General features: G+C 72.7%; 20 protein-coding genes. 16 read left to right on the forward strand and 4 right to left on the reverse strand.

The features are described from left to right. The first annotated feature begins 68 nt into the window (after positions 1 to 68). Positions 69 to 863, forward strand: a complete 795-nt coding sequence (locus L0965_RS10105) for an ABC transporter permease (protein ID WP_101306709.1) — start codon at positions 69 to 71, stop codon at positions 861 to 863. Next, complete coding sequence (locus L0965_RS10110; protein WP_060960931.1) at positions 863 to 1,603, forward strand: ABC transporter ATP-binding protein; 741 nt, start codon at positions 863 to 865, stop codon at positions 1,601 to 1,603. Before L0965_RS10105 ends, L0965_RS10110 begins: the two co-directional genes overlap by 1 nt. 1 nt (position 1,604) lies before the next feature. Here L0965_RS10110 and L0965_RS10115 read toward each other — a convergent pair whose 3' ends face one another. Together L0965_RS10115 and L0965_RS10120 are read right to left on the reverse strand one after the other, a co-directional pair. Continuing rightward, complete coding sequence (locus tag L0965_RS10115; protein WP_101306708.1) at positions 1,605 to 2,933, reverse strand: O-antigen ligase family protein; 1,329 nt, start codon at positions 2,931 to 2,933, stop codon at positions 1,605 to 1,607. Beyond that, on the reverse strand, positions 2,930 to 4,333 hold the full coding sequence (locus L0965_RS10120; protein ID WP_101306707.1) for an O-antigen ligase: 1,404 nt from the start codon (positions 4,331 to 4,333) through the stop codon (positions 2,930 to 2,932). Before L0965_RS10120 ends, L0965_RS10115 begins: the two co-directional genes overlap by 4 nt. A gap of 42 nt (positions 4,334 to 4,375) precedes the next feature. On the opposite strand from L0965_RS10120, the gene manA reads away from it, so the two are divergent. The 4 genes from manA (at position 4,376) to L0965_RS10140 (ending at position 10,356) form a co-directional block, all read left to right on the forward strand. Beyond that, a complete protein-coding gene (manA, locus tag L0965_RS10125; protein ID WP_101306706.1) occupies positions 4,376 to 5,539 on the forward strand; it encodes a mannose-6-phosphate isomerase, class I in 1,164 nt (387 codons plus the stop codon). 156 nt (positions 5,540 to 5,695) lie between these two features. Beyond that, the gene (locus L0965_RS10130; RefSeq protein ID WP_101306705.1) at positions 5,696 to 6,013 is read left to right on the forward strand and encodes a WhiB family transcriptional regulator; all 318 of its coding nucleotides are present in this window, start codon (positions 5,696 to 5,698) and stop codon (positions 6,011 to 6,013) included. A gap of 66 nt (positions 6,014 to 6,079) precedes the next feature. Beyond that, positions 6,080 to 8,914, forward strand: a complete 2,835-nt coding sequence (locus tag L0965_RS10135; protein WP_101306704.1) for a glycosyltransferase — start codon at positions 6,080 to 6,082, stop codon at positions 8,912 to 8,914. Then, positions 8,911 to 10,356 carry a DUF5719 family protein gene (locus L0965_RS10140; protein WP_232783921.1) on the forward strand — a complete coding sequence of 482 codons (1,446 nt, stop codon included), beginning with the start codon at positions 8,911 to 8,913 and terminating at the stop codon, positions 10,354 to 10,356. Before L0965_RS10135 ends, L0965_RS10140 begins: the two co-directional genes overlap by 4 nt. 30 nt (positions 10,357 to 10,386) lie before the next feature. Here L0965_RS10140 and L0965_RS10145 read toward each other — a convergent pair whose 3' ends face one another. After that, positions 10,387 to 10,821, reverse strand: coding sequence for a metallopeptidase family protein (locus L0965_RS10145; protein WP_191008927.1), 435 nt, complete (start codon positions 10,819 to 10,821; stop codon positions 10,387 to 10,389). A 101-nt stretch (positions 10,822 to 10,922) separates the two neighbouring features. Here L0965_RS10145 and L0965_RS10150 point away from each other — a divergent pair, with 101 nt between their 5' ends. The 10 genes from L0965_RS10150 to hpf all read left to right on the forward strand — a co-directional run bounded on the left by L0965_RS10150 (position 10,923) and on the right by hpf (position 22,110). Further along, positions 10,923 to 11,129: a DUF3499 family protein gene (locus L0965_RS10150; RefSeq protein WP_005048283.1), complete on the forward strand. Its 207-nt coding sequence runs from the start codon at positions 10,923 to 10,925 to the stop codon at positions 11,127 to 11,129. Positions 11,130 to 11,169: 40 nt separating this feature from the next. Then, a complete protein-coding gene (gene ahcY / locus L0965_RS10155; protein ID WP_060960925.1) occupies positions 11,170 to 12,651 on the forward strand; it encodes an adenosylhomocysteinase in 1,482 nt (493 codons plus the stop codon). Between the two features lie 135 nt (positions 12,652 to 12,786). Next, the gene (locus tag L0965_RS10160; protein ID WP_101306702.1) at positions 12,787 to 13,257 is read left to right on the forward strand and encodes a Fur family transcriptional regulator; all 471 of its coding nucleotides are present in this window, start codon (positions 12,787 to 12,789) and stop codon (positions 13,255 to 13,257) included. Continuing rightward, entirely contained in the window at positions 13,254 to 15,527 is a 2,274-nt protein-coding gene (gene katG, locus L0965_RS10165; RefSeq protein ID WP_101306701.1) for a catalase/peroxidase HPI, read from the forward strand. The genes L0965_RS10160 and katG overlap by 4 nt, the downstream gene beginning before the upstream one ends. Positions 15,528 to 15,677: 150 nt before the next feature. Next, complete coding sequence (locus tag L0965_RS10170) at positions 15,678 to 16,322, forward strand: MIP/aquaporin family protein (RefSeq protein WP_060960922.1); 645 nt, start codon at positions 15,678 to 15,680, stop codon at positions 16,320 to 16,322. Positions 16,323 to 16,487: 165 nt separating this feature from the next. Next, a complete protein-coding gene (gene mtrA, locus L0965_RS10175) occupies positions 16,488 to 17,168 on the forward strand; it encodes an MtrAB system response regulator MtrA (RefSeq protein WP_061782068.1) in 681 nt (226 codons plus the stop codon). 10 nt (positions 17,169 to 17,178) lie between these two features. Then, positions 17,179 to 18,849 carry an MtrAB system histidine kinase MtrB gene (gene mtrB, locus L0965_RS10180; RefSeq protein ID WP_101306700.1) on the forward strand — a complete coding sequence of 557 codons (1,671 nt, stop codon included), beginning with the start codon at positions 17,179 to 17,181 and terminating at the stop codon, positions 18,847 to 18,849. Further along, the gene (locus tag L0965_RS10185; RefSeq protein ID WP_101306699.1) at positions 18,846 to 20,534 is read left to right on the forward strand and encodes an LpqB family beta-propeller domain-containing protein; all 1,689 of its coding nucleotides are present in this window, start codon (positions 18,846 to 18,848) and stop codon (positions 20,532 to 20,534) included. The genes mtrB and L0965_RS10185 overlap by 4 nt, the downstream gene beginning before the upstream one ends. Before the next feature lie 100 nt (positions 20,535 to 20,634). After that, positions 20,635 to 21,306 carry a ComF family protein gene (locus L0965_RS10190; RefSeq protein WP_232783920.1) on the forward strand — a complete coding sequence of 224 codons (672 nt, stop codon included), beginning with the start codon at positions 20,635 to 20,637 and terminating at the stop codon, positions 21,304 to 21,306. A 141-nt stretch (positions 21,307 to 21,447) separates the two neighbouring features. Next, positions 21,448 to 22,110 (forward strand): ribosome hibernation-promoting factor, HPF/YfiA family, encoded by a 663-nt coding sequence (gene hpf / locus L0965_RS10195; RefSeq protein WP_060960917.1) that lies wholly within the window; start codon positions 21,448 to 21,450, stop codon positions 22,108 to 22,110. A gap of 114 nt (positions 22,111 to 22,224) precedes the next feature. Here hpf and L0965_RS10200 read toward each other — a convergent pair whose 3' ends face one another. Continuing rightward, the gene (locus L0965_RS10200) at positions 22,225 to 23,556 is read right to left on the reverse strand and encodes a hypothetical protein (RefSeq protein ID WP_101306697.1); all 1,332 of its coding nucleotides are present in this window, start codon (positions 23,554 to 23,556) and stop codon (positions 22,225 to 22,227) included. Positions 23,557 to 23,666: the final 110 nt, after the last annotated feature.

The raw sequence follows: 23,666 nt of genomic DNA on the forward strand, positions 1-23,666 counted from the left end.
CCGCGTCCCCTGTGCGGGACGGCGCAGGCCCACCCGCGTGCGCACGCTCACCTCCTAGACTCGGACGCGTGACCACCGCCGTCGTCGGCGCCGCCGGCTCCCCGCGGCGTTACCTGCACTCGCTGTGGCTGCTGTCGGCGCGCGATCTGCGCGTGCGCTACGCGACGAGTGCCCTCGGCTACCTGTGGTCGGTGCTGGATCCGCTCGTGATGAGCGCGATCTACTGGTTCGTGTTCACCCAGGTGTTCCAACGCGGAGACATCGGCGCCCAGCCCTACATCGTGTTCCTCCTGTCGGGCCTGCTGCCGTGGGTGTGGTTCAACGCGGCGGTCGGCGACCTCACCCGCGCCTTCAACAAGGACGCGCGCCTCGTGCGCTCGACCGCGATCCCGCGTTCGATCTGGGTCAACCGCATCGTGCTCAGCAAGGGCGTCGAGTTCGTCTTCTCGCTGCCCGTGCTCGTGCTGTTCGCGGTCTTCTCGGGGGTGACCGTGGGCTGGGGGCTGCTCCTGTTCCCGGTGGCCGTCGCGCTGCAGGCGATCCTGCTGGTCGGGCTCGGTCTGCTCGTCGCGCCGCTGTGCGTCCTCTGGGGCGACCTGGAGCGCACGACCCGGCTGATCCTGCGGGCCCTGTTCTACGCCTCGCCGATCATCTACGGTGTGAACGACCTTCCCGGGGTCTTCCGCGACCTGGCGCTGCTCAACCCGCTGTCGGGCATCTTCACCCTGTACCGCGTGGGCCTGTTCCCCGGCGAGGCGGACGTCACGGCCGTGCTGGTCGCGGCCGTCCTCAGCCTCGGCATCCTCGCCCTCGGCGTCGTCGTCTTCCGGCGCCTGGAGCCCGCCGTGCTGAAGGAGCTGTGATGGGCGAGGACATCGCGATCCGCGTCGACGGCCTGGGGGTGCGCTTCCGCCGCAACCGCCGCGGTCGCCGCAGCCTGAAGGACCTTTTCGCGGGCTCGGCGCGGCGCAGCCGGCCGGGCGAGTTCTGGGCCCTGCGGGGCGTGTCCTTCGACGTCCGCCGCGGCGAGGCGATCGGTGTCGTCGGCCGCAACGGTCAGGGCAAGTCCACGCTCCTCAAGCTCGTCGCCGGGGTCCTGCTCCCCGACGAGGGGTCCGTCCGGGTCGAGGGGGGAGTGGCGCCGCTCATCGAGATCACCGGCGGGTTCGTGGGCGATCTCACCGTGCGGGAGAACGTGCGGCTGATGGCCGGGCTGCACGGCATGTCGAAGGCGGAGACCTCCCGCCGCTTCGACGACATCATCGCCTTCGCCGAGATCGGCGACTTCGTCGACATGCCCTACAAACACCTCTCGAACGGCATGAAGGTGCGGCTGGCGTTCTCGGTGGTGTCGCAGCTGGACGAGCCCACGCTCCTCGTGGACGAGGTGCTCGCCGTCGGCGACAAGGCGTTCCGGGAGAAGTGCTACCGCCGCATCGACGAGCTCCTCGCCGAGGGGCGGACGCTCTTCTTCGTCAGCCACAACGAGCGGGACCTGCGTCGGTTCTGCACGCGCGGCCTCTACCTCGACAACGGCGTTCTCGTGATGGATGCCGCGATCGGCGACGTCCTCGACGCGTACAACGCCGACCACGCGGGGTGAGCTACCCTCCCTCGGGCAGCCCCGACGTGGGCACGGCGCCGACGCGCAGCCGGTCGCGCCACGACCGCGACTGTCCCGCGCGCACGGCGCACAGGCACAGGAGCATCCACCCGAAGCCGACGAGCGCGACCGACTCGAAGATGCTCGTGACCGCCAGCGTCACCACGATCAGCGGCGTCCAGGCGTGCATGATCGACCGGCGCCGGCTGGCGACGCTCCACGATCTCACGAGCGCCACGCCGCCGAGCAGGCACAGCAGCAGCCCGCCGACCCAGCCGAGCTGCACCAGCGCGTCGACGTAGGCGTTCAGGGCGCTGGAGTGGTGCTCGGCCAGCAGCTGATTGATGGTCAGGAACGGCTGGCCGGAGCGGTCCCACGGCCCGAACCAGCCCCACCCCAGCACGGGACGCAGCTGCACGAAGAACTCCGCGAGCGACCACAGGCGCGTGCGCATGTCGAGGTCGTCGGTCGCTCCCAGGGCATCGAGCAGGCGCGTGCGCTGCGCGTATCCGACGAGCGCGGCCACCACGACGACGATCGCCAGCGACCACTGCACGGCGGCGCGCCGGGCGGGTGGCACGGTGCGCACCAGCGTGAGCGCCCCGGTCGCCGCACCGACCGCGACGGCCAGCACGAGCACCGTGGGGGAGGCCGAGAGGATGCCGAGCGCGGCGGCGAGGGCGAGCGATCCGACGCCGACACCGGTGCGCACCGAATGCGTGCGCAGCTCCACGGCGAAGGTGACCATCGCGACGACCGCCACGAAGCCGAGCATGTTGCGGGTGCCGAAGATCCCCTGCACCGGCCCGAGCGCGGCGATGTTTCCCTGGATGCCGAGGAAACGCAGCGGCATGTCGAGCAGGAGCCCCGCCAGGATCTCGAGGCCGAGCGACAGGCCGAGCGCGACGCGCAGGACGTCGCCGAGCGCGCGGACCGTCTGGAGCGGGTCGCGCACGTGGCCGATCGTCACCGCGATCAGCGCGATCGCCGCCATCGCGAGCCAGCGGGCGAGGCTGCCGAGCGGGTCGGTGCTCCAGAAGACGCTCGCGAACGCCCAGGTGACCCACAGCAGCAGGGTGAGGGGGACCAGGCGCAGCGGCGTCAGCTCCTCGCGACGGGCGATGAGGATGCCGATCGCGAGGGCGCACAGCCCGGCGATGATGCTGCGGAGGGTGACGACGCCGGCGAGCCGTGCGATCAGGTGCGAACCGACCAGGGTGGCGACGGCGGCGAGCGTGTACGCCCGCGCCAGATCCGCCGAGGCGAGCAGGCGCCGCAGGGGGCTGCCGGCGCCGAGCAGCGACCCGTCGCCGCGCCCGGCGCGCGTCATCGCGGCATCCGCTCCGGCTCGCCCTGTTCGCCGACCAGTCGCTGCTCCGAGGCGCCTCGGCCGAGCAGCGGCGCCTGTTTGATCTTGAAGGCGAGCATGACGACGAACAGCCAGCCCCAGCCGAGGAGCGGCCCCGATTCGGCCAGACCCTGCACCAGCAGCACCGCGCCGACCAGGGTCGGCAGGAGGGTGACCGGGGAGTAGGGGCGGTCGGCGACGAGATCCCAGCGCGGGCGGTCGACGGCGAAGAACCACGACCGCCACACGTAGGCGAAGAAGGTCAGGGCGATGAGGGCGAGCCCGACGGCGCCGAGCTGGAAGAACACGTCGAGCCACATGTTGTGGGCCTGCATCACGGTCTGACCGTGGTCGACGATCCATCCGTCGAACGCGGGGTCGTCGGGCAGCCAGGGCGTGGCGAAGCCCCAGCCCACGACGGGGCGCTCGACGGCCTTCGCCCCGACGATCGACCAGATGCCCTCCCGGCCGGTCAGGTCGGCCGAGCGGCCCAGCACCGAGAACACCCGTTCGCGGCCGAGCCAGAGCGCGACCAGTCCGCCGACGGCCACGACGGCGTAGACGAAGTAGTAGCGTGTGCGCTCGCCGGCGCGGCGGGTGGTGCGCATCGCGAGCACGGTGAGCAGGACCACCACGACGGCGCCGGCGGCGAGCCAGGCGGTCGCCGATCCCGCGCGCACGAACAGGTAGGCCGCGAGGGCGAACCAGGCGACGAGCAGCGAGCGTCGGGGGGCGCGCGTGGCGAAGCGGATCGCGAACACGATCATGCCGAGCAGGGCGACGTAGGCGAGGGGGTTGGCGTTGCCGAAGACCCCCTGGATGCGGCCCCCGTCGAAGAGGTTGTCGCGCGACCAGTAGACGATCGGATCGGCGACCGGCCCGTCGGGCCGCACGAACTGCGGCAGGATCGGGCCGCCCCAGACGAGCGAGACCCAGAGCTCGAACACGATCGACAGCCCCAGCACCCATTTCAGGGCCGACGCGATCGCGCGGACGAGTTCGCGCCAGGTGAGCACGGCGCCGACGAACATCGCCTGCAGCGTCGTGATCAGCAGGAGCAGCAGGGTGACGGCCGTCGTGGTCGGATGCGCGCTCCACAGGAGCGAGGCGATCGCCCAGATGACGTAGCCCATCGCGAACCACGGGAGCCGGCGCCACTGCACGGGCGGGCGGAGCAGGGCCCACAGCACCGCGGAGACCACTCCGGTCGCGATCGCCACGACCGCCGCGCCGGGCGCCCCGAGCAGCATCAGCCACGACGTGCCCGCGAGCGCCGCGGCGATCACGAAGATGCACCAGCCCCGCAGCAGCAGATGGGCCGTCGTCGCGCGCACCGGCGCGGTCGGCGGCGCGGCGACGGGGTGCGTGGTGAAGACGGCCATGGTGTGATCAGGCTATCGCGGCGGCGGTTCTAGGCTGGGGGCATGCTGACGCCGATCTCCAACGAGCCGCGCGACTACTCCTGGGGCTCCACGACGCTGATCGCGGGACTGGAGGGGCGTCCGCCGACGGGGGCTCCGGAGGCCGAGATCTGGTACGGCGACCACCCCGGCTGCCCGTCGCGGACGCCGGACGGACGCACGCTCGACGTCGCCCTCGCCGAGGCCGGGCGCCCGCCGCTGCCGTTCCTGCTGAAACTGCTGGCCGCGGCATCCTCGCTGTCGATCCAGGCGCACCCCACGCGGGACCAGGCGCGGGAGGGCTTCGCGCGGGAGGAGGGCGCCGGAGTCCCGCGCGACGCAGCGGAGCGTCTGTACCGCGACGACAACCACAAGCCCGAGATCATCGTCGCGCTGAGCGAGCGGTTCCGCGCCCTCGTGGGACTGCGTCCGCTCGCCGAGACCCGACGGCTGCTGGACGCCCTGGACGCGCCTTCGGCGAGCGGCGCCGTCGCCGAGATCCGCGAACGGCTCGGCGACGCCGACACCGGCGTCGACGCCCGGTCCGCGCTGCGGGGCACGCTCGCGTGGGCCCTCGACGAGGCGGATGCTGCGATCGTCGCCGACCTGACCGCCGCCCTCGGCCGTGCCGACAGCGCCGAGTTCTCCGACGAGATCGCCGTGCTGCGTGCGGCCGCCGCGGATTTCCCGGGAGATCCCGGTCTGATCGTCGCCCTCCTCATGAACCTCGTCACGCTGCGGCGCGGGGAGGGGCTGTTCGCGCCCGCCGGCGTCCTGCACGCCTACCAGTCGGGTCTCGGCGTCGAGCTGATGGCCGCAAGCGACAACGTCATGCGCGGCGGTCTGACCCCTAAGCACGTCGACGTGCCCGAACTGATGCGCGTCTTGGACGTCACCCCCGGACCCGCCCCCGTCGTGCACCCCCGCGCCGTCGGCGACGGCGTGGTCGACTACGACACACCGGTCGACGACTTCGCCCTGTCCTGCGTGAGCGTCGCCCCCGGCGCCGACGCGCGCCTGACGCTGCGTGGCCCCGCGATCGCCCTGTGCACGCGGGGCGAGGTCGTCGTCTCGGCATCCGGCCATGAGGTCGCCCTCCGCCCCGGGGCCGCCGTGCACGTCGCCGACGAAGGGGTCATCGCCGTCGCCGGATCCGGTGAGATCTTCCTCGCTCAGCCCGGGGCGTGAGCCCGCGACATCGCGCGCGACACGCCGATGCGTCGAGATGAAGGTTCAATCCCTCATTGAGGGTTTACGATCTGCGACTTGACCACGGCGAATGACAAGGGTGTAATTATTCCCAACACGCGCATCGGCGCATCGGGAAAACGTGGGGAGAACGATATGACGGGTTACCGCTCCGGCGTCCCCGACAACTGGTTCGTCGACCCGGTCAATCTCGGCGTGCCGGGCGTGCGCCGGGCCGCGGCGACCGACGAGGACACCGCCCTCGCCTGGCAGGCCGACGCCCTGTGCGCCCAGACCGATCCCGAGGCGTTCTTCCCGGAGAAGGGCGGCTCGACGCGAGACGCCAAACGCATCTGCACCTCGTGCGACGTGCGCGGGGAGTGCCTCGAGTACGCCCTGCAGAACGATGAGCGCTTCGGTATCTGGGGCGGGCTGAGCGAGCGCGAGCGCCGCAAGCTCAAGCGCCGCGCCTGACGAGTTCCCGAGACTCGCGGGCGACGTGCGCGGGCCCGAGCCGTCCGCGCCTAGGCTGACGACGTCATGCCCGCCCGAGTTCACGCACTGCTGGTCGTGCGCCCCGATGCGCGCGTGGCCACCGACATCCGCCTCGAACGCGTCCTGTCCGCGCTCGCGGCGCAGTCGCGCCCCGTGGACAGGCTCACGATCGTGCTCTGCGGCGTGCACGCCGGCGACCGTGAACTGCAGCGGATCGCGGGGGAGTCGGGCGCCGAAGGGGTCATCACAGCCGATCGCGGCACCTCCTTCGCCGACGCCCTCGATCTGGCCAGCCGCCGACTCGACGGCGAGGCGGTGTGGATCCTCGCCCAAGACACCACCCCCGCGCCCGACGCCCTCATGCGCCTTCTCGGCGCGCTCGAGACCTCGCCGTCGGTCGCCTTCGCCGCCCCGAAGCTCGTGCGCGCCGACGACAACGACCGCATCGTCTCCCTCGGCGTCTCCCTGACCCACGGGGGGCGCACGGTCGGGCTCGCCGACGGCGAGCACGACCAGGGTCAGCACGACGCGGGCGACGACGTCCTCGGCGCCGATGTCCGCGGCATCCTCGTGCGCACCGACGCCTGGCGGGCGCTGGGCGGACTCGACACCGCGCTCGCCGGCGCGGACGAGGGCCTCGACCTCGGCGTCCGCGCCCGGCTGCGCGGCGGGCGCGTCGTGCTCGCACCGCAGGCGATCGTCGCCATCGCCGACGCCGACCGCAGCGACCCGCCGGCGCTCGGCGACCGCTTCGAGCCGGAGGGCGTGCGCCGCGCCTACGCCCAGCGCACCGCACAGCTGCACCGCCGCCTCGCCTACGCCCCGGCGGCCGCGGTCCCGCTGCACTGGCTGTCGTACCTCCCGCTGGCCCTGCTGAGGTCGGTGGCGCTGCTGCTGGGCAAACGCCCCGCGCTCATCGGCCCCGAGTGGGGCGCCACCGCCACGGTGATGGCCCGCCCGGGTGCGGTCGCCCGGGCGCGACGCGGCATCCGGGCCGGGCGCAGCGTCTCGTGGGCGCAGCTCGCGCCGCTGCGGATCACCCGCGCCGAACTGCGCCAACGCCTCGACGACGACGTGGTGGACGGTGCCGCGCGCGGGGAACTGCGCTTCTTCTCGGGCGGCGGGGCCTGGATCGTGCTCGGCGCGCTGCTGGTCTCCGTGCTCGCCTTCCTCTCACTGCTGGCGTGGCCGGTGCTCGGCGGGGGAGCGCTCGTCCCGCTGCGGGCGACGGTCGCGCAGCTGTGGGCGGATGCCGCGTCGGGACTGCGTCCGCTCGGCTGGGACACCAGCGGTCCGGCGGATCCGTTCAGTGCGGTCATCGCCGTGCTCGGCTCGCTGTGGCCCGCGGCGCCCTCGCGCGTCCTCGTCGTCGTGTGGGTGCTGGCGCTGCCGCTGGCGGCGCTCGGGGCGTGGTTCGCGGCGACCCGCGTCACGGAGCGCCCCCTCGCGCGCGCCCTCGTCGCCGTCGGCTACGCGCTGGCGCCGAGCCTGCTGGGGGCGCTCGCCACCGGTCGGCCCACCGTCGTGATCGCGCACCTGCTGCTGCCGTGGCTGCTGTGGACCGCCGCCGTCGCGCACCGCTCATGGAGCGCGGCCGGCATGGGGTCGGTCATCGCGGTCGCCGTCCTGGCCTGCGCGCCCTCGCTGGCCCCCGCCGTCGTGTTGCTGTGGGTCGTGGCGATCGTGCTCACGGCGAGCCTCGGACGAGGCCGCGGCATCGCCCGCGTCATCTGGCTCCTCGTGCCCGCGGTGGCCGTCTGGGCGCCGATGGTCTGGCATCGTCTCGACACGGGCGACCCGTGGGCCCTCCTGGCCGACCCCGGCGTCCCCCTCGCGAGCGGCGAGCAGGTCGACCTCGCGCGCCGCATCGCGATCGCCTTCGGATTCCCCACGACCGACGGCGCGGGCTGGGATCAGCTCGTCGCCGGGATCGGACCGTGGGCGCTGCTGCTGGTCGTCCCGCTGCTGGGTCTCGCCGTCGCCGCACCGCTCCTGTCGCGGGTCGTGCCGGCCGCCGTCGCGCTCGTCGTGGCCGTCAGCGCCCTCGCGACCGCGATGGCCGTCATCGGCATCGAGGTCACCACGGATGCGTCCGTGGGCATCGCCGTGTGGCCCGGGGCGGCGTTGAGCCTGTACTGGCTGGCGCTGCTGGGCGCGGCGGCGCTCGCCGTCGATGCGATCCCCGACGCCGCCCGGGTGCGGATGCCGCTGGCGGTCCTGGCCATGGCCGCGCTCGCCGTCAGCGCCGTGCCCGCCCTCACCGCGCTTCCCCGGGGGACCTCCGCCCTCACCGACGGGCCGAGCAGCACGCTGCCCGCCTACGTCGAGGCGGAAGGCCGCGCCGGGCTCGGCAACGCGACGTTCGTGTTGACACCGGCATCCGACGGCGCCGTCGTCACCGACGTCGTGTGGGGCGAGACCTCGGCCCTCGGCGGACAGACGACGCTCCGCTCGGCGCGCCAGGGCCCCGACGCCGGCGACGCCGAGGCGGCGAGACTGACCGCCGAGCTGCTCGCCGCGCCCTCGGGGAGCGCCGTGGCCGACCTCGCCGCCCACGGCGTGGCCTTCGTCCTGCTCAGCGGCGGCGGTGACGGCGAGAGCGACGTCGCACGGGCCGTGCGCATCGGGGCGGAGACGGCGCTGGACCAGCGCGACGACCTCGAGATCGTCGGCGACACGGGCCGCGGCAAGCTGTGGCGCGTCACCGGCACGGTCGTCGATCGGCAGCAGACCGGCGGCACCGCCGGTGCCGAGGTCGCCGTCCTCCAGATCGGAGTGATCGTCATCGCGCTCCTGCTGGCGCTTCCGACGCGGCGCTCGCTCCGCCTGAACCGGCGTCGCCCGCGCACGGTCGGTCTCGAACGAGGAGGGGCAGCGTGAGCGACGGAGTCTCCCACGCCCGCGGTCCGCGCGGCATCGCCGGCGTGCGGCTGGCCGTCGGCGGCGCCGTCGCCGCGGTCGCGATCGCCGCGGCCGTCGCCCTCGTCGTGACGCCGCTGCCGACCCTCGCGCGCGAGGCCGTCTCGGTCACGGCGCACACCCCCGCATCGGCCTCCGTCGCGACGTGCGTGGGACCGATCCTCGCCACGGGGCGCGACGCGTCGATCGCCTCCCAGCTCACGGATGCCGCGCCCGCCGCCGTCACCTCCGCCGCCGCCTCCGCGGGCACGCCCGCCGCGGCGACGACCTCGACGCTGCTCACCCCCGATGTCACGGGGGGAACCGGCCCGACGACGCTTCGCGCCGCCCCGGTCGGCGGGGAGCCGACCGACATCGCGGCCGCCTCGGCTGCCCGGGCGGCCGCCGAGGACCTCAGCGGGTTCGCCGCCGCGGCGTGCGCCCGACCGGAGATGGAGTCGTGGCTCGTCGCGGGCTCCGCCGCGACGGGGGCGTCGGATCTCGTCGTGCTCTCCAACCCCGGCGCGGTCGCGGCGCGGGTCACCGTCACCGTCTACGGCGCCGACGGCGGCGCCGTGCCCGTGGCGGGCAACGGCATCGTGGTTCCCGCCGGCACGCAGCGCGTCATCCCGCTCGCCTCGCTGGCCATCGGCGAGGAGAATCCCGTCCTGCGGATCACCTCGTCCCAGGCGCCGGTCCGTGCCGCGCTGCAGGCGAGCCTCACGCGCGTGCTCGTCGCCGGCGGCGTCGACCAGGTGGGGGCCGCCGCCGTGCCGGACACCGATCTCGTCATCCCGGGCGTCCCGGTCGTCACGACCCAGGGCGGCGCGGGTGAGAGCAACGTGCCCACCGCGCTGCGGCTCCTCTCGCCGGGCAGCGACGCTCAGGCGACGGTGACCGTCTTCCAGGGCGCGACGCAGGTGGGCACCGCGCAGACGGTGCCGTTGACGGCGGGTGTGCCGCTGAAGCTCGACCTCGGCGGCCTCGCCACCGGCACCTACGCCGTGCGCGTGAGCGCGACGGCCCCGGTCACCGGCGCGGTGTGGGCGACCTCGGGGTTCGGCGCCGGGAGCGACTTCGGCTGGTTCGTCGCGGCCGAGGAGATCTCGGCTCCCGCGCTCGTCGCGGTCGCCGCCGGCGGGTCCGGCGCGCCGGAGCCCACGCTGACGCTCGCCTCCTCCGACGGGCGGGCGACGACCGTGGTGCTGACCGCGGCGGCCGGCGCGGGCACGGCGACGGATGTGACGGTGCCGGCGTCGGGGGCGGTGACGGTCCCCGTCCGCCCCGGAGAGGTCTACCGCGTCGATCCCGGCACGGGCGCCGTGCGCGCGGGCGTGACCTACGCGGGGGCGTCGGCTCTCGCGGGCTATCCGGTGGCGCCGAGCGCGGCGTCGGCGTCGGCGGTCACGGTGTATCCCCGCTGAGCCCGCTGAGGGCCGCCGCCGGCGGCGCGCTCAGAAGTAGCGGAAGCGCTCGGGGCCGAGGTCCCACGGATCGCGGTCGAGGTACTCCGCGGCCGCACGGAAGACGCAGCTCTCGATCGCCATCCGCCGGTGCAGGTCGTCCTCGCGGTGCAGCGACCCGAGACGCTCGATCGGCAGCCGGTAGAGCACGATGCGCCGGTCGCCCGTCGACACCGTCCAGCGCGGGATGCCGTCGGCGTCGGGCGCCGGAGGCATCGCCGCGACCTCGAAGGCGACGTCGCGCAGCTCGGGCCAGGCGCTGCGCAGGAACTCCGCCGCCGTGCCCACGATGAAGTCGAAGCGTTCCTCCCGGGTCTCCTGCGCCGGCAGGGGCGGGCGGACGACGGGGCTGCGGTCCTCGCGGCCGTGGCGGCCGTGGCGCGAGGCGCGCACGCGCGGGGCACTGCTCGCGCGCCGCCTCATCATGGTCCGAGTCTAGGTCAGCGTGCGCCGATCGGCCGGGCCGATCGCCCCGCGGCGGCGCGGCATCCGCTCGGGGAGCACCGCGGACGGGTACCGTGAGGGCGATGCGTACCCGACTGTGCTCGAAGGTGGGCTGTGCCCGCGAGGCTGTGACGACCCTGACCTACGACTACGGCGACCAGATGGCGGCGCTCGGCCCCCTCGGCGCGGCGACCGACCCCCACGCGCACGACCTCTGCGCGATCCACACCGATCGGCTGTCCGTGCCGAAGGGCTGGGTCGTCGTGCGCCACGAGACGCTGCGGGTCTGACGCACAGCCGTGCCCGGGCGTGGGATGCGAGAATGGTCGGATGCCGACCACTGCCGCCCCCGCCCGCCTCCACGACTTCGTCGTCGCCGATCTGAGCCTCGCCGAGGCCGGTCGTCACCAGCTCCGCCTCGCCGAGAACGAGATGCCCGGGCTCATGGCACTGCGCGAGGAGTACGGGCCCTCGCAGCCCCTCGCCGGCGCCCGCATCGCGGGCTCGCTGCACATGACCGTGCAGACCGCCGTGCTCATCGAGACGCTCGTCGCGCTCGGAGCGCAGGTGCGCTGGGCGAGCTGCAACATCTTCTCCACGCAGGACGAGGCCGCCGCCGCGGTCGCCGTCGGCCCCACGGGCACCGTGGACGAGCCCGCCGGGGTTCCCGTCTTCGCGTTCAAGGGCGAGACGCTCGAGGAGTACTGGCAGCTGGCCGACCGCATCTTCGACTGGTCGGCGGAGGGCTTCGACGGCCCCAACCTCATCCTGGACGACGGCGGCGACGCGACGCTCCTCGTGCACAAGGGCGTCGAGTTCGAGGCGGCCGGCGCGGTGCCCGCGGCATCCGAGAACGACTCCCTCGAGTACCGCATCGTGCTCGACACGCTGCGCGCCAGTCTCGCCCGCGACCCGCAGCGCTTCACCCGCATGGCGTCGCAGATCGTCGGCGTCACTGAGGAGACCACGACCGGCGTGCACCGCCTGTACGAGCTCGCCGCCGCCGGGAAGCTCCTGTTCCCGGGCATCAACGTCAACGACTCGGTCACCAAGAGCAAGTTCGACAACAAGTACGGCATCCGTCACTCGCTGCCCGACGGGCTCAACCGCGGCACCGACGTGCTGATCGGCGGCAAGGTCGCGTTCGTCGTGGGCTACGGCGACGTGGGCAAGGGCGCGGCCGAGGCCCTGCGGGGTCAGGGCGCGCGCGTCATCATCGGCGAGGTCGACCCGATCTGCGCGCTGCAGGCGGCGATGGACGGCTTCCAGGTCGCCCGGCTCGAGTCCGTCGTCGGCGACGTCGACATCCTCATCACCGGCACCGGCAACACCCGCGTCGTGACCGTCGAGCACCTCACGAAGCTGAAGCACCTCGCGATCGTCGGCAACGTCGGCCACTTCGACGACGAGATCGACATGGCCGGTCTGGAGGCGCTGCCGGGCGTCGAGAAGATCGAGATCAAGCCTCAGGTGCACGAGTACCGGCTGCCGGCGGCCGCCGACGGCGCGCCCCGCAGCATCCTGGTGATGAGCGAGGGGCGCCTGATGAACCTCGGCAACGCGACCGGGCATCCCTCGTTCGTCATGAGCGCGTCGTTCACCAACCAGGTGCTCGCCCAGATCGAGCTGTACACGAAGCCCGAGCTGTACCCCGTCGGCGTGTACGTGCTGCCGAAGATCCTCGACGAGAAGGTCGCGCGCCTGCACCTGGCCGCCCTGGGCGTGGAGCTCACGGAGCTGACCCCCGAGCAGGCCGCCTACATCGGCGTGCCCGTCGAGGGTCCCTACAAGCTCGAGCACTACCGCTACTGAGCCACGCCCTCCGCGTCTCCGCAACGCCGTCCCCGCCACCGGGGGCGGCGTTGCGGCGTTCGGGGCGCGGCCGCGACGGCCTATGGATCACCCGTGAGTAATTTTGACTCTGTCAAAATTGGGTAGGGTGGAGACATGACCGAGATCGACACCCCGCACGGCGAGGCGGCGGCCCCGGCCGCGCTGCGGGCGGCCGGACTCAAGGTCACCGAGTCACGGACGGCCGTCTACGACGCCCTGCGCGACATGCCGCACGCGAGCGCCGACGACGTCTTCCTGCGAATCGTCCAGCGGATGCCGCGGACGAGCCGCCAGTCCGTGTACAACGCGCTGGGCGACTTCGTCGACGCCGGGCTGGTCCGCCGCATCGAGCCCGCGGGGCGCCCCATGCTGTTCGAGCTGCGGGTGCGCGACAACCACCACCATCTCGTGTGCACCTCCTGCGGCACGGTCGTCGATGTGGACTGCGCCATCGGCGCCGCGCCCTGTCTGCAACCGTCCGACGCGCACGGCTTCACCCTCACCACGGCGGAGGTCACGTACTGGGGGCTCTGCCCGTCGTGCGCGGCCGCCGCCGGACCCACCCCAACGGAAGGAACACCATGACCGACCACGACCCGACCACCGCCGGTATCGGCGCTGACGCGACCGAGATCGACCAGTCCCTCACCGTCAGCGACACCGACGAGGCGCGCGCGGAGGAGGCGGCGACCTGCCCGGTCATCCATGCGCAGCCGCATCCCACCAGCGGCTCGGCGAACCGGGTGTGGTGGCCGAACCAGCTCAACCTCAAGATCCTCGCGAAGAACCCGAGCGTCCGTAACCCCCTGGATGCCGACTTCGACTACGCGGCGGCCTTCGAGTCGCTCGACCTCGCCGCCGTCAAGGCGGACATCGCGGAGCTCCTCACCACGAGCCAGGACTGGTGGCCCGCCGACTTCGGCCACTACGGGCCCCTCATGATCCGCATGGCCTGGCACTCCGCCGGCACCTACCGCGTGACGGACGGCCGCGGTGGCGGGGGAGCGGGGCAGCAGCGCTTCGCTCCGCTGAACAGCTGGCCCGACAACGTCAACCTCGACAAGGCCCGGCGCCTGCTCTGGCCCGTCAAGAAGAAGTACGGGCAGTCGATCTCCTGGGCCGACCTCATGATCCTGGCCGGCAACGTCGCGCTGGAGTCGATGGGCTTCCGCACCTTCGGCTACGCCGGCGGACGCACCGACGTGTGGGAGCCGGACGACGACGTGTACTGGGGCCCCGAGACCACGTGGCTCGGCGACGAGCGCTACTCGGGCGACCGCGAGCTCGAGAAGCCTCTCGCGGCCGTGCAGATGGGCCTCATCTACGTCAACCCCGAGGGGCCCAACGGCAACCCCGACCCGCTCGCCTCGGCCCGCGACATCCGCGAGACGTTCGCCCGGATGGCGATGGACGACGAGGAGACCGTGGCCCTCATCGCCGGCGGCCACACCTTCGGCAAGACGCACGGCGCCGCCCCCGACGCCAACCTCGAGGACAACCCCGAGGCCGCGGGGCTGGAGATGCAGGGCCTCGGGTGGAAGAACAACCACGCCACCGGCCGCGGCGACGACACGATCACGTCGGGCCTCGAGGTGACGTGGACCTACCACCCGACCCGGTGGGACAACGAGTTCTTCCACATCCTCTACGCGTACGAGTGGGAGCTCATGAAGAGCCCGGCCGGCGCGCACCAGTGGCGGCCGACGGGCGGCCACGGCGCCGACATGGTGCCGCTCGCCCACAGCGACGGCAAGCGCGAGCCCCGCATGCTCACCAGCGACCTCGCGCTGCGCGTGGACCCCGCCTACGACAAGATCTCGCGCAGGTTCAAGGACGACCCAGACGCCTTCGCCGACGCGTTCGCGCGCGCCTGGTTCAAGCTGACGCATCGCGACATGGGTCCGGTCGCCCGCTACCTGGGCGCCGAGGTCCCCGGCGAGGAACTGCTGTGGCAGGACCCCGTCCCGGCGCCGACCGGCGCCCCGCTCGGGGCCGCCCAGGTCGCCGACCTCAAGGCTCGGGTGCTCGCCTCCGGCCTCACGGTGTCCGAGCTGGTCGCCACGACGTGGGCCGCGGCATCCTCCTTCCGCGGCAGCGACAAGCGCGGCGGCGTCAACGGCGCCCGCATCCGTCTCGCCCCGCAGAAGGACTGGGAAGTCAACAACCCCGCGCAGCTGCACCGCGTCCTGGGCGTGCTCGGGGGCATCGCGGCCGACGCCGCACAGGCGGGCATCGAGGTCTCCCTCGCCGATCTGATCGTCATCGCGGGCAACGCGGCGGTCGAGAAGGCGGCCGCCGACGCGGGCGTGGAGGTGGAGATCCCGTTCCACGCGGGGCGCACCGACGCGTCGCAGGAGCAGACCGACGTCGAGTCCTTCGGCTACCTGGAGCCCGCGGCCGACGGGTTCCGCAACTACCAGGGTCCGCTGGCGGCGATGCCCGCCGAGTACCACCTCCTCGACAAGGCGAACCTGCTCACCCTCACGGCGCCGGAGATGACGGTCCTCGTCGGCGGTCTGCGCGTGCTCGGGGCCAACTGGGACGGCTCGCCCTACGGCGTGTTCACCGACCGCGTCGGCGTGCTGACGAACGACTACTTCGTCACGCTGCTCGATCTCGGCACGACCTGGAAGCCGCTGGATCCCGGAGCCCACGCGTTCGCCGGGACGAAGGACGGCAGCGGCGAGAAGGTCGGCGTCGGCACCCGCGTCGACCTGCTGTTCAGCTCGAACTCCGAGCTGCGCGCGCTGGCCGAGGTGTACGCCTCGGACGACGCCACCGAGAAATTCGTGCGCGACTTCGCCGCCGCGTGGGGCAAGGTCACCGAGCTGGACCGGTTCGACCTGCACCGCTGACCGCGCTGCGCGGATGCCGGGCCCTCTCCGATCGGAGGGGGCCCGGTTCGGCGTGGAGGGAGTTCTCGCGCGGCTGCCTGGGAAAGCGCTGGGAGTGCACTATGGTCGTGCTGAGCCGGAAGGGACCGGCGATGACCACAGGAGCTCATCATGAAGGATTCATTGCGCAACCCCCTCGCCGAGTTCATCGGCACGTTCATCTTCGTGTTCGCCATCATCGGCGCCGTCAACAGCGGCAGCGCCCTGACCCCCCTCGCCATCGGCTTCGCACTCATGATCATGGTGTTCGCGACCGGCCACATCTCCGGCGCCCACCTGAACCCGGCGGTCTCGCTCGGCGCCTGGCTGCGCGGCGCCATCAGCCTGACGCGATTCGTCTCGTACGTCGTCGCCCAGCTCGCGGCCGGAGCGCTCGCGGCCGCCGTCAGCTTCGCGCTCTGGCCCGTCGCGGACGAGCCCGCCAAGATCGAGATCGGCCCCGCCTTCCTCGTCGAGGCGCTCTGGACCTTCGTGCTCGTGTACGTCGTGCTCAACGTCGCGACCACCAAGTCCAACGTCCACAACTCGTTCTACGGTCTCGCGATCGGCTCGACGGTCTTCGTCGGCGCCGTGGCCGTGGGAGGCATCTCCGGCGGCGGCTTCAACCCGGCCGTCGCGCTGGGGCTGTCCATCACGGGCATCTTCGACATCGGCGCCTACTGGCTGTACTTCCTGGCCCCGCTGGTCGGCGGCGCGCTGGCCGCGCTCCTGTTCCGCGCCCTCAACAGCGACGACAAGCTGCCCGCTCTGCAGTAGCGGTCGCCGCGGCGGGACGTCGACGATGACGGGTCCGGGACAGCGTCCCCGGACCCGTCATCGTCTGCGCGGCACTCGGTGCCATCCCAGGAGCGTCCGATACTGTGTTCCTGCGCCCTGCCGCGTCGGCGGCATCCGGCCCACCCGAAGGACGAACCAGGCCATATGACTTCCCGCATCCTCGTTGTCGACGACGACGTCGCGCTCGCCGAGATGATCGGCATCGTGCTGCGCACCGAGGGCTTCGAACCGCTGTTCTGCGCCGATGGCACCGTCGCCGTCGACGTGTGGCGCGAGGAGCGCCCCGACCTCGTGCTACTCGACCTCATGCTTCCCGGCATGGACGGCATCGAGATCTGCACGCGCATCCGCTCCGAGTCGGGCGTTCCGATCATCATGCTGACCGCGCGCACCGACACCGCCGACGTCGTCCGCGGGCTCGAATCGGGCGCGGACGACTACATCGTCAAGCCGTTCAACCCGAAGGAGCTCGTCGCACGCATCCGCACGCGGCTGCGCCCCGCCGCCGAGCCGGCGGGCGGCGACCTGCGCATCGGCGACGTCGTCGTCGACGTGGCCGCGCACGAGGTGCGCCGGGGGAACGAGGTGATCGCGCTCACCCCGCTCGAGTTCGAGCTGCTGGTGGCACTGGCCTCCAAGCCGCAGCAGGTGTTCTCCCGTGAGATGCTCCTCGAGCAGGTGTGGGGCTACCACTACAAGGCGGACACGCGCCTCGTGAACGTGCACGTGCAGCGTCTGCGCGCCAAGGTCGAGATCGACCCCGACAACCCGCGGATCGTCATGACGGTGCGCGGGGTCGGCTACCGCGCCGGCGCGGTGGTCTGATCGGCCCACGATGACGCCGCAGACGGCGACCGTGCCGACGATGACCGGGTGGCGCGATTGGCGCACCTGGCCGCGTCGCGTGGCCTACGCCTGGACGCGTTCGCTGCGGTTCCGGACGCTCGTCATCACGATCGGCGCCACGGCGTTCGCGATCCTGATCGCGTTCGTCGCGATGGCCCTCGCGATCCAGAACGACCTCTTCGAGTCGCGCGTCCAGCAGGTGCAGGAGTCGGTGCAGCGGGCGACGCAGTCCACGCAGCAGACCCTCAACGCCGCGCAGATCGACGGGGACGGCGCCGCGCTCCAGTCCCTGTGGAACAACGTGACCGACTCGATCGCACGACAGGCCGGCACGGACATGATCGCCGCCTTCCGCATCTCGGACGCCCCGTCGACGATCGCGCCCCAGGACTTCCAGAAGGGCGGCCTCAACGTCGGTCTCATCACGCCGGGTCTGCGCAGCGCCGTGCAGGGGGATGCCGAGAAGCGCTGGTGGCAGTCGGTCGGGCTCGCCGAGTCCGACGGCAGCACGGTGCCCGGCGTCGTGATCGGCCAGCAGCTCGTGTTCCCCGAGGTCGGAGCCTACGAGTTCTACTTCGCGTATGACTTCGCCCCCGAGCAGCAGACCCTGCAGTTCGTGCAGGTGACGCTCTGGTTGGTCGGCGCGGGACTCGTCGTCCTCATCGCCGCCATCTCGTGGTTCGTCCTGCGCTCCGTGACGGTGCCGATCGCCGAGGCGGCGGAGACGAGCGCCACGCTCGCCGCCGGCGACCTGGCCGTGCGGCTGCCGGTTCGCGGCGAGGACGAGTTCGCGACGCTGGGCCGGTCCTTCAATGCGATGGCCGACAGCATCGAGGCGCAGATCAAGGAGCTGGCGGAGCTGTCGCTCGTCCAGCAGCGCTTCGTCTCCGACGTCTCCCACGAGCTGCGCACCCCGCTGACGACCATCCGTCTGGCCAGCGACATGCTCAACGACCAGCGGGAGAGCTTCGATCCGACGACTGCCCGCGCCGCCGAGCTGTTGCACGCGCAGGTGCAGCGCTTCGAGACGCTGCTGACCGACCTCCTGGAGATCAGCCGATACGACGCCGGCTCCGTGCAGCTCGAGTACGAGCCCACGAGCCTGGCCCACCTCGCGGAGGACGTCATCGCGTCGATGCAGCAGCTCGCGGAGCAGCACGGCACCGACGTGCGGCTGGTCGCCCCCGGCGGGTACTCGCCGGTCGAGATGGATCCGCGGCGGGTACGCCGCGTCGTCCGCAACCTCCTCGGCAACGCGATCGAGCACGGCGAGGGACGCCCCATCGTCGTGACCGTCGACAGCAACCAGCGGGCCGTGGCGATCGGCGTGCGCGACTACGGTCTCGGGATGAGCGCGGCCGATGCGGAGCGGGTGTTCGATCGGTTCTGGCGCGCCGACCCGTCGCGCAAGCGCACCATCGGCGGCACGGGCCTCGGCCTGTCGATCGCGCTCGGCGACGCCAAGCTGCACGGCGGCAGCCTGGCGGTCTGGTCCGAGCTCGGCCGCGGGACGAACTTCGTGCTCACGCTGCCGCGTCAGGGCCAGCCGCTCGACGGGGCCTCGCCGATCCCGGTCGATCCGGTCGAGGACGGGGTCTCGCTGGACGACCTCGGGCTCACGCAGCCGATCACCGTGTTCGACCGGGGGAGTCGCCCATGATGCGTATCCGCCTGCGCGCCGCCGCCGCCCTCCTCGCCGCTCTGCTCTCGACGGCGCTCGTCGCGTGCGCCGGCCTGCCGACCTCGGGCCCGGTCAACCCGGGCGTGCGCATCGTCGACGACGACGGCTCCGCCGACTTCGCGTTCATCCCCAAGGGGCCCGTGCAGGATGCGACGCCCCAGCAGATCGTCGAGGGCTTCATCGCCGCCGGTACCGGTCCCAGCAACAACTGGGAGACGGCCCAGCAGTTCCTCGCGCCGAGCTTCAAGGGCACGTGGAAGCCGCAGGCCGGTGTCACCGTGTACGCGGCCGGGCAGCGGACGCTGCAGCAGACAGGCGCCGCGGAGTTCGTGCTGACCGTCGCGCCGGTGGCGACGGTGGATGCCACGGGCGAGCTGACCCCGGCATCCGACGACGGTGACATTCCCCTGTCGTTCAAACTGGCGCAGCAGACGGACGGCCAGTGGCGCATCACGCAGGCGCCGGACGGCATCGTCCTCGACCAGACGCGGTTCGCGACGGTGTTCGACGCGTACTCGCTCATGTACTTCGACCCCACGTGGACCTACCTGGTCCCCGACGTGCGCTGGTTCCCCCGCTACTACGCCGCCACGAACATCGCGGAGGGACTGGTCGACGGCTCACCGGCGCCGTGGCTGCGCGGTGCGGTCGTGAGCGCCTTCACCGACGGCGCCCGCCTGGAGCTGACCTCGGTGCCGCGGCAGTCGAACGTCGCACAGGTGACGCTGCAGGACGGCGCGCGCAACCTCGACCAGGTGGCGCTGGACCGCATGCAGACGCAACTCGAGGCGAGTCTCGGGACGGCCGGTATCAGCGGTGTCGACATGATCCTGCCGGGAGGGCAGGCGCTGATGGCGCAGAAGGTCGACGTGCGCTCGACCGCCGTCGCCTCCAACCCGGTCGTCCGCACGGAGGCGGCCTTCGGATTCGCGTCGGGCTCGACGGTGACGCCGATCGCCGGGCTGTCCGACGCGATCCTCAACATCGCGACGACCGACATCGAGGTCAATGCGGATCGTACGACGGCCGCGGTCCGCGACGTGTCGGGCGCCGTGCTCGCGGTGCACGCCGATGCGCCCACCCAGCGGCTGGACCAGCGCGCCGGCCTCATCGCGCCCTCGATCGACCCGTCGGGGTACATCTGGACGGTGCCCACCGACGCCCCGAGCGCCGTGCGGGCCTACGCCCCCGACGGCACGATCGTCACGGTCGCCGGCGGGTGGTCGGGCGCCTCGCAGATCCTCGCGCAGCGCGTGTCCCGCGACGGCACGCGCCTGGTCGCGGCGGTCCGCGACGGCGACCGCTACGCGATCTGGGGCGCGGGGATCCAGCGCGATCGCAACGGCGTGCCGACCTCGATCGAGTCGCCCGAGAAGGTGCTCGACACCCTGCCCGGACCGGCGACGGCCCTCACCTGGCTCGACGGCAGCACGCTCGGGGTGCTCACGAGCGACGGCGAGGACCAATACCTCGAGACGCTCACCGTGGGCGGCTTCGCCTCAGCGAGCCGCACTCCGGGCGACACCACGACCGTCGCCGGGCAGAAGGACAGCGCGCGCGTGCGGGATGCCGACGGCGAGGTGTACGCCCAGCGCGGCGCCAACTGGCAGCAGCTGGTCGGCGACGTCCGCGTGCTCGCGATCCAGCAGGGCGCGCCCCGCTGATCCCGCGCCGGCTCCTCCCCGGGGAGCGCGGGCGCGCGGCATCCCTCCGAAGGTGCGCTCCGGGCCCCGCGGCGCGCACGCGACGGCGAGGCTGAGGGGCGTGAGCGCATCCCCACGAGCACCGGGCGGGCTGGGCGCCGTCCTGCGCGACGCGGGTGCCGAGGCGCTGAGCCTGCTGCTGCCGATCCGGTGCGCCGGCTGCGACGTCCCGGACGTCGGACTGTGCCCGGCCTGCCGCGACGAGCTCGCTCCGCGCGTCCGTCGCGGCCGGCTCGACGCGGGCCTGGCCGTCTTCTCGGCGCGGGAGTTCTCGGGCGTGCCCGCGCGTGTCCTGCGCGCGCTCAAGGAAGACGGCCGCACCGCACTCGCACGACCGCTGGGGGCCGCCCTCGCGGCCGCGGCGGAGGCCGCCGCCGGGGGCCCGGTCGAGGACGTCCTGGTGGTTCCCGTCCCCTCGTCCCGGGCCGCGTTCCGGCGTCGCGGCCACGAGGTGGCGGGGCTGATCGCGCGCCGCGGCGGACTCCGACCGCTGCGGGCGCTGCGGACGGTCGGCGCGGTGGCGGATCAGCGCGGTCTGGGAAGGGCGGCCCGTGCGCAGAACGTCGCGGGGACGATGCGCGCCCGCGGCGTCGAGGGGGCTCCGGTGCTGATCGTCGACGACGTCGTCACCACGGGAGCGACCCTGCGCGAGGCCGCGCGGGCCCTCACCGACGCCGGCGCGCGGGTCGTCGGAGCGGCGACGGTGGCCGCCACGGCCCGACACGCCCGGTGAGCCCGGATTCATCGCGGATGCTCACGGATCGCGACGGCGATTCGCAGGTGACATGGGCGCGGCACCCCGATAGCGTGGGAGGGACCAAGGCGAACTCAGGGTCCGCCCTTGACCGGCCGGACCCGGAACAAGGAGGTCAGGATGGAAACTAGCATCGTCGGCGTGGGCGTGAGCATCTCCGATCGTTTCCGCACCGTCACCGAAGAGAAGTCCGTTCGCATCGGAACGCTGGCGCCGCGGGCGCAGCGGCTCGACGTCAAGGTCACTCACCGCGCCTATCACAACGGCAGTCGCGAGGAGGAGACCGTCGAGCTCACCGTCACCGGCAAGGGCCCGCTGGTGCGTGCGGAGGCCACCGACGGCGACAAGTTCACGGCGCTGGACATGGCCGTCGACAAGCTCGCCGAGCAGTTGCGGCGTGCCAAGGACAAGAGGGTGGATGCCCGTAACCACCCGCGGGGAGCCAAGCTGGACAAGGGCAGCGGCGCGCTCTCCGGCATCGATCTGCAGCCGGCCTCGGTCGAGACGCTGCGTGCCGTCGCGACCGGCGAGATCCCGATCGCCGTGGGCGACGAGGGCGAGGACGACTACACCCCCGTCGTCATCCGCACGAAGAACTTCGACGCCGAGTGGATGACGGTCGAGGAGGCCGTGGACCGGATGGAGCTCGTGGGCCACGACTTCTTCCTCTTCATCGACGCGCGCACCGATCACCCGAGCGTCGTCTATCGCCGCAAGGGCTGGGACTACGGCGTCATCTCGCTGACGGCCAGTGCGCCGCCGGCGCGGGAGCTCGCGTCCTGAGCGACGCCACCGACTCCCGGAATCGGAGGGAGTGAACAGAATCGGATGCCGCGACGTGCGGCATCCGATTCTGTTTGCGCGGACCGAATCTGCGGCGGGCGCGCGGGCGCGGGGTCAGTCGAACATGCCGTCCAGGATGCTGCCGATGACGAGACCGCCCAGGATGCCGCCGACCATGTCGCCGCCGCCTCCGCCGCGCCGTCCGCCGCCCCACCCGCCGCCGTTGCCCCAGCCGCCGTCGTTGGGACGCGACGAGTCGATGTCGCGCTGAGCGAGCTGCAGGGCCTCGGCGGCGAGCTGACCGCAGCGCCGCGCGTCGGCCAGCGCCTGCTCGCGATCGTCCTCGGCGATGGGCTGGGCGGCGAGCGCGGCGAGGTCCAGGCGGATGCGCTCGGCCTCGGCCAGGCGGGTGCGCGCATCGGCGCCGATCCATCCGCGGTGGCCGGAGATGACGCTGCGCGCCACTCCGAGCTGGCGGTCCGCGTCGTCGATCGCATGCCGCACGTGCGTCTCGGGCGGCGCCGGATTGGCCAGCCGGGCGCGGGCCTTCGCGACCGCGGCATCCAGCGCGGCGTTCGCCTCGCGCAGCCGGGTGAGCTCGCCGAAGGGATCGGGGAGGCCGCCGGCCGGGGTGAGGGCCATCAGCTCCTTCTCGAGGGTCGACATCGCCGCCGCGACGGCGGGGACGTGCGCGAGGTCGCGGGCGACGACGAGGTCGTCGCGCGAGTCCTCCACGATCGCGTCGAGCGTCGACTCCGCACGCAGGGCCTCGACCTCGAACGCGTCGACGGCGTCCAGCAGCGTGGTCCCGCGTCGCACGGCCTCTATCGCGGTCTCCAGGGCGAGGTTCGCCTGTTCGCGCTGACCCGACTCGCGCCGCGCCGTCGACACGTCGGCCCCGTGGGTGGCGAACGCGAACAGCTGCGCGGCCTCCGCGGCGTTCTTCTCGATGCGGCGCACCGCGTCGGGGGAGTAGCGTGCGCGCACGCGGTCGAGGGTCGCCTCGGCTCGGGCCAGGCGCTGCTCGCCGCGCGCGACGTCGGCGCGGATGCCGTCGATGATCTCGGGAGCCCGCCGGGCGCGCTCCACCGGCTCGGCGAGCGCCTGCAGCCGGTCGTCCAGCAGATCCTCGGCCCAGTCGCACAGCTGGATGATGCGCGCGTTGCGGGTGCGCAGCTCCTCCGCCGTGTCGGGGATGTGGTCGTGGTTGAGCTGATTGAGCTGGAAGGCCTCGCCCATGTGGCTGCGGACGGCAGCCAGGGCATCGCGCAGACCCGAGGTCGCCTCGCGGCCGAGTTCGATCTCGGCGAACACGAGTTCGTCCTCGGTCGTACGCAGCCGCTCGTCGATCGAGACGAGGGCGGCGTCGGCGCGGCGGCCGAGTTCGGCGTCCTCCGCGGCCTTCTGCTGCCGCTCCTGCTTGCGTGCGCCCCAGAATCCCGCCATGCCACGATCCTATGCGTGCCCTTTCGAGGACTCGCGCAGGTAAGCAAAGTCACAGCCAGGTAACATGGCCCCGTATGCCGTGCCCCCGTGCGCGGCTCCGGTGGCGTCGC

The organism is Microbacterium sp. NFH-22A-Y (assembly GCF_021401375.1).
Taxonomy (GTDB): Bacteria; Actinomycetota; Actinomycetes; order Actinomycetales; family Microbacteriaceae; genus Microbacterium; species Microbacterium hominis.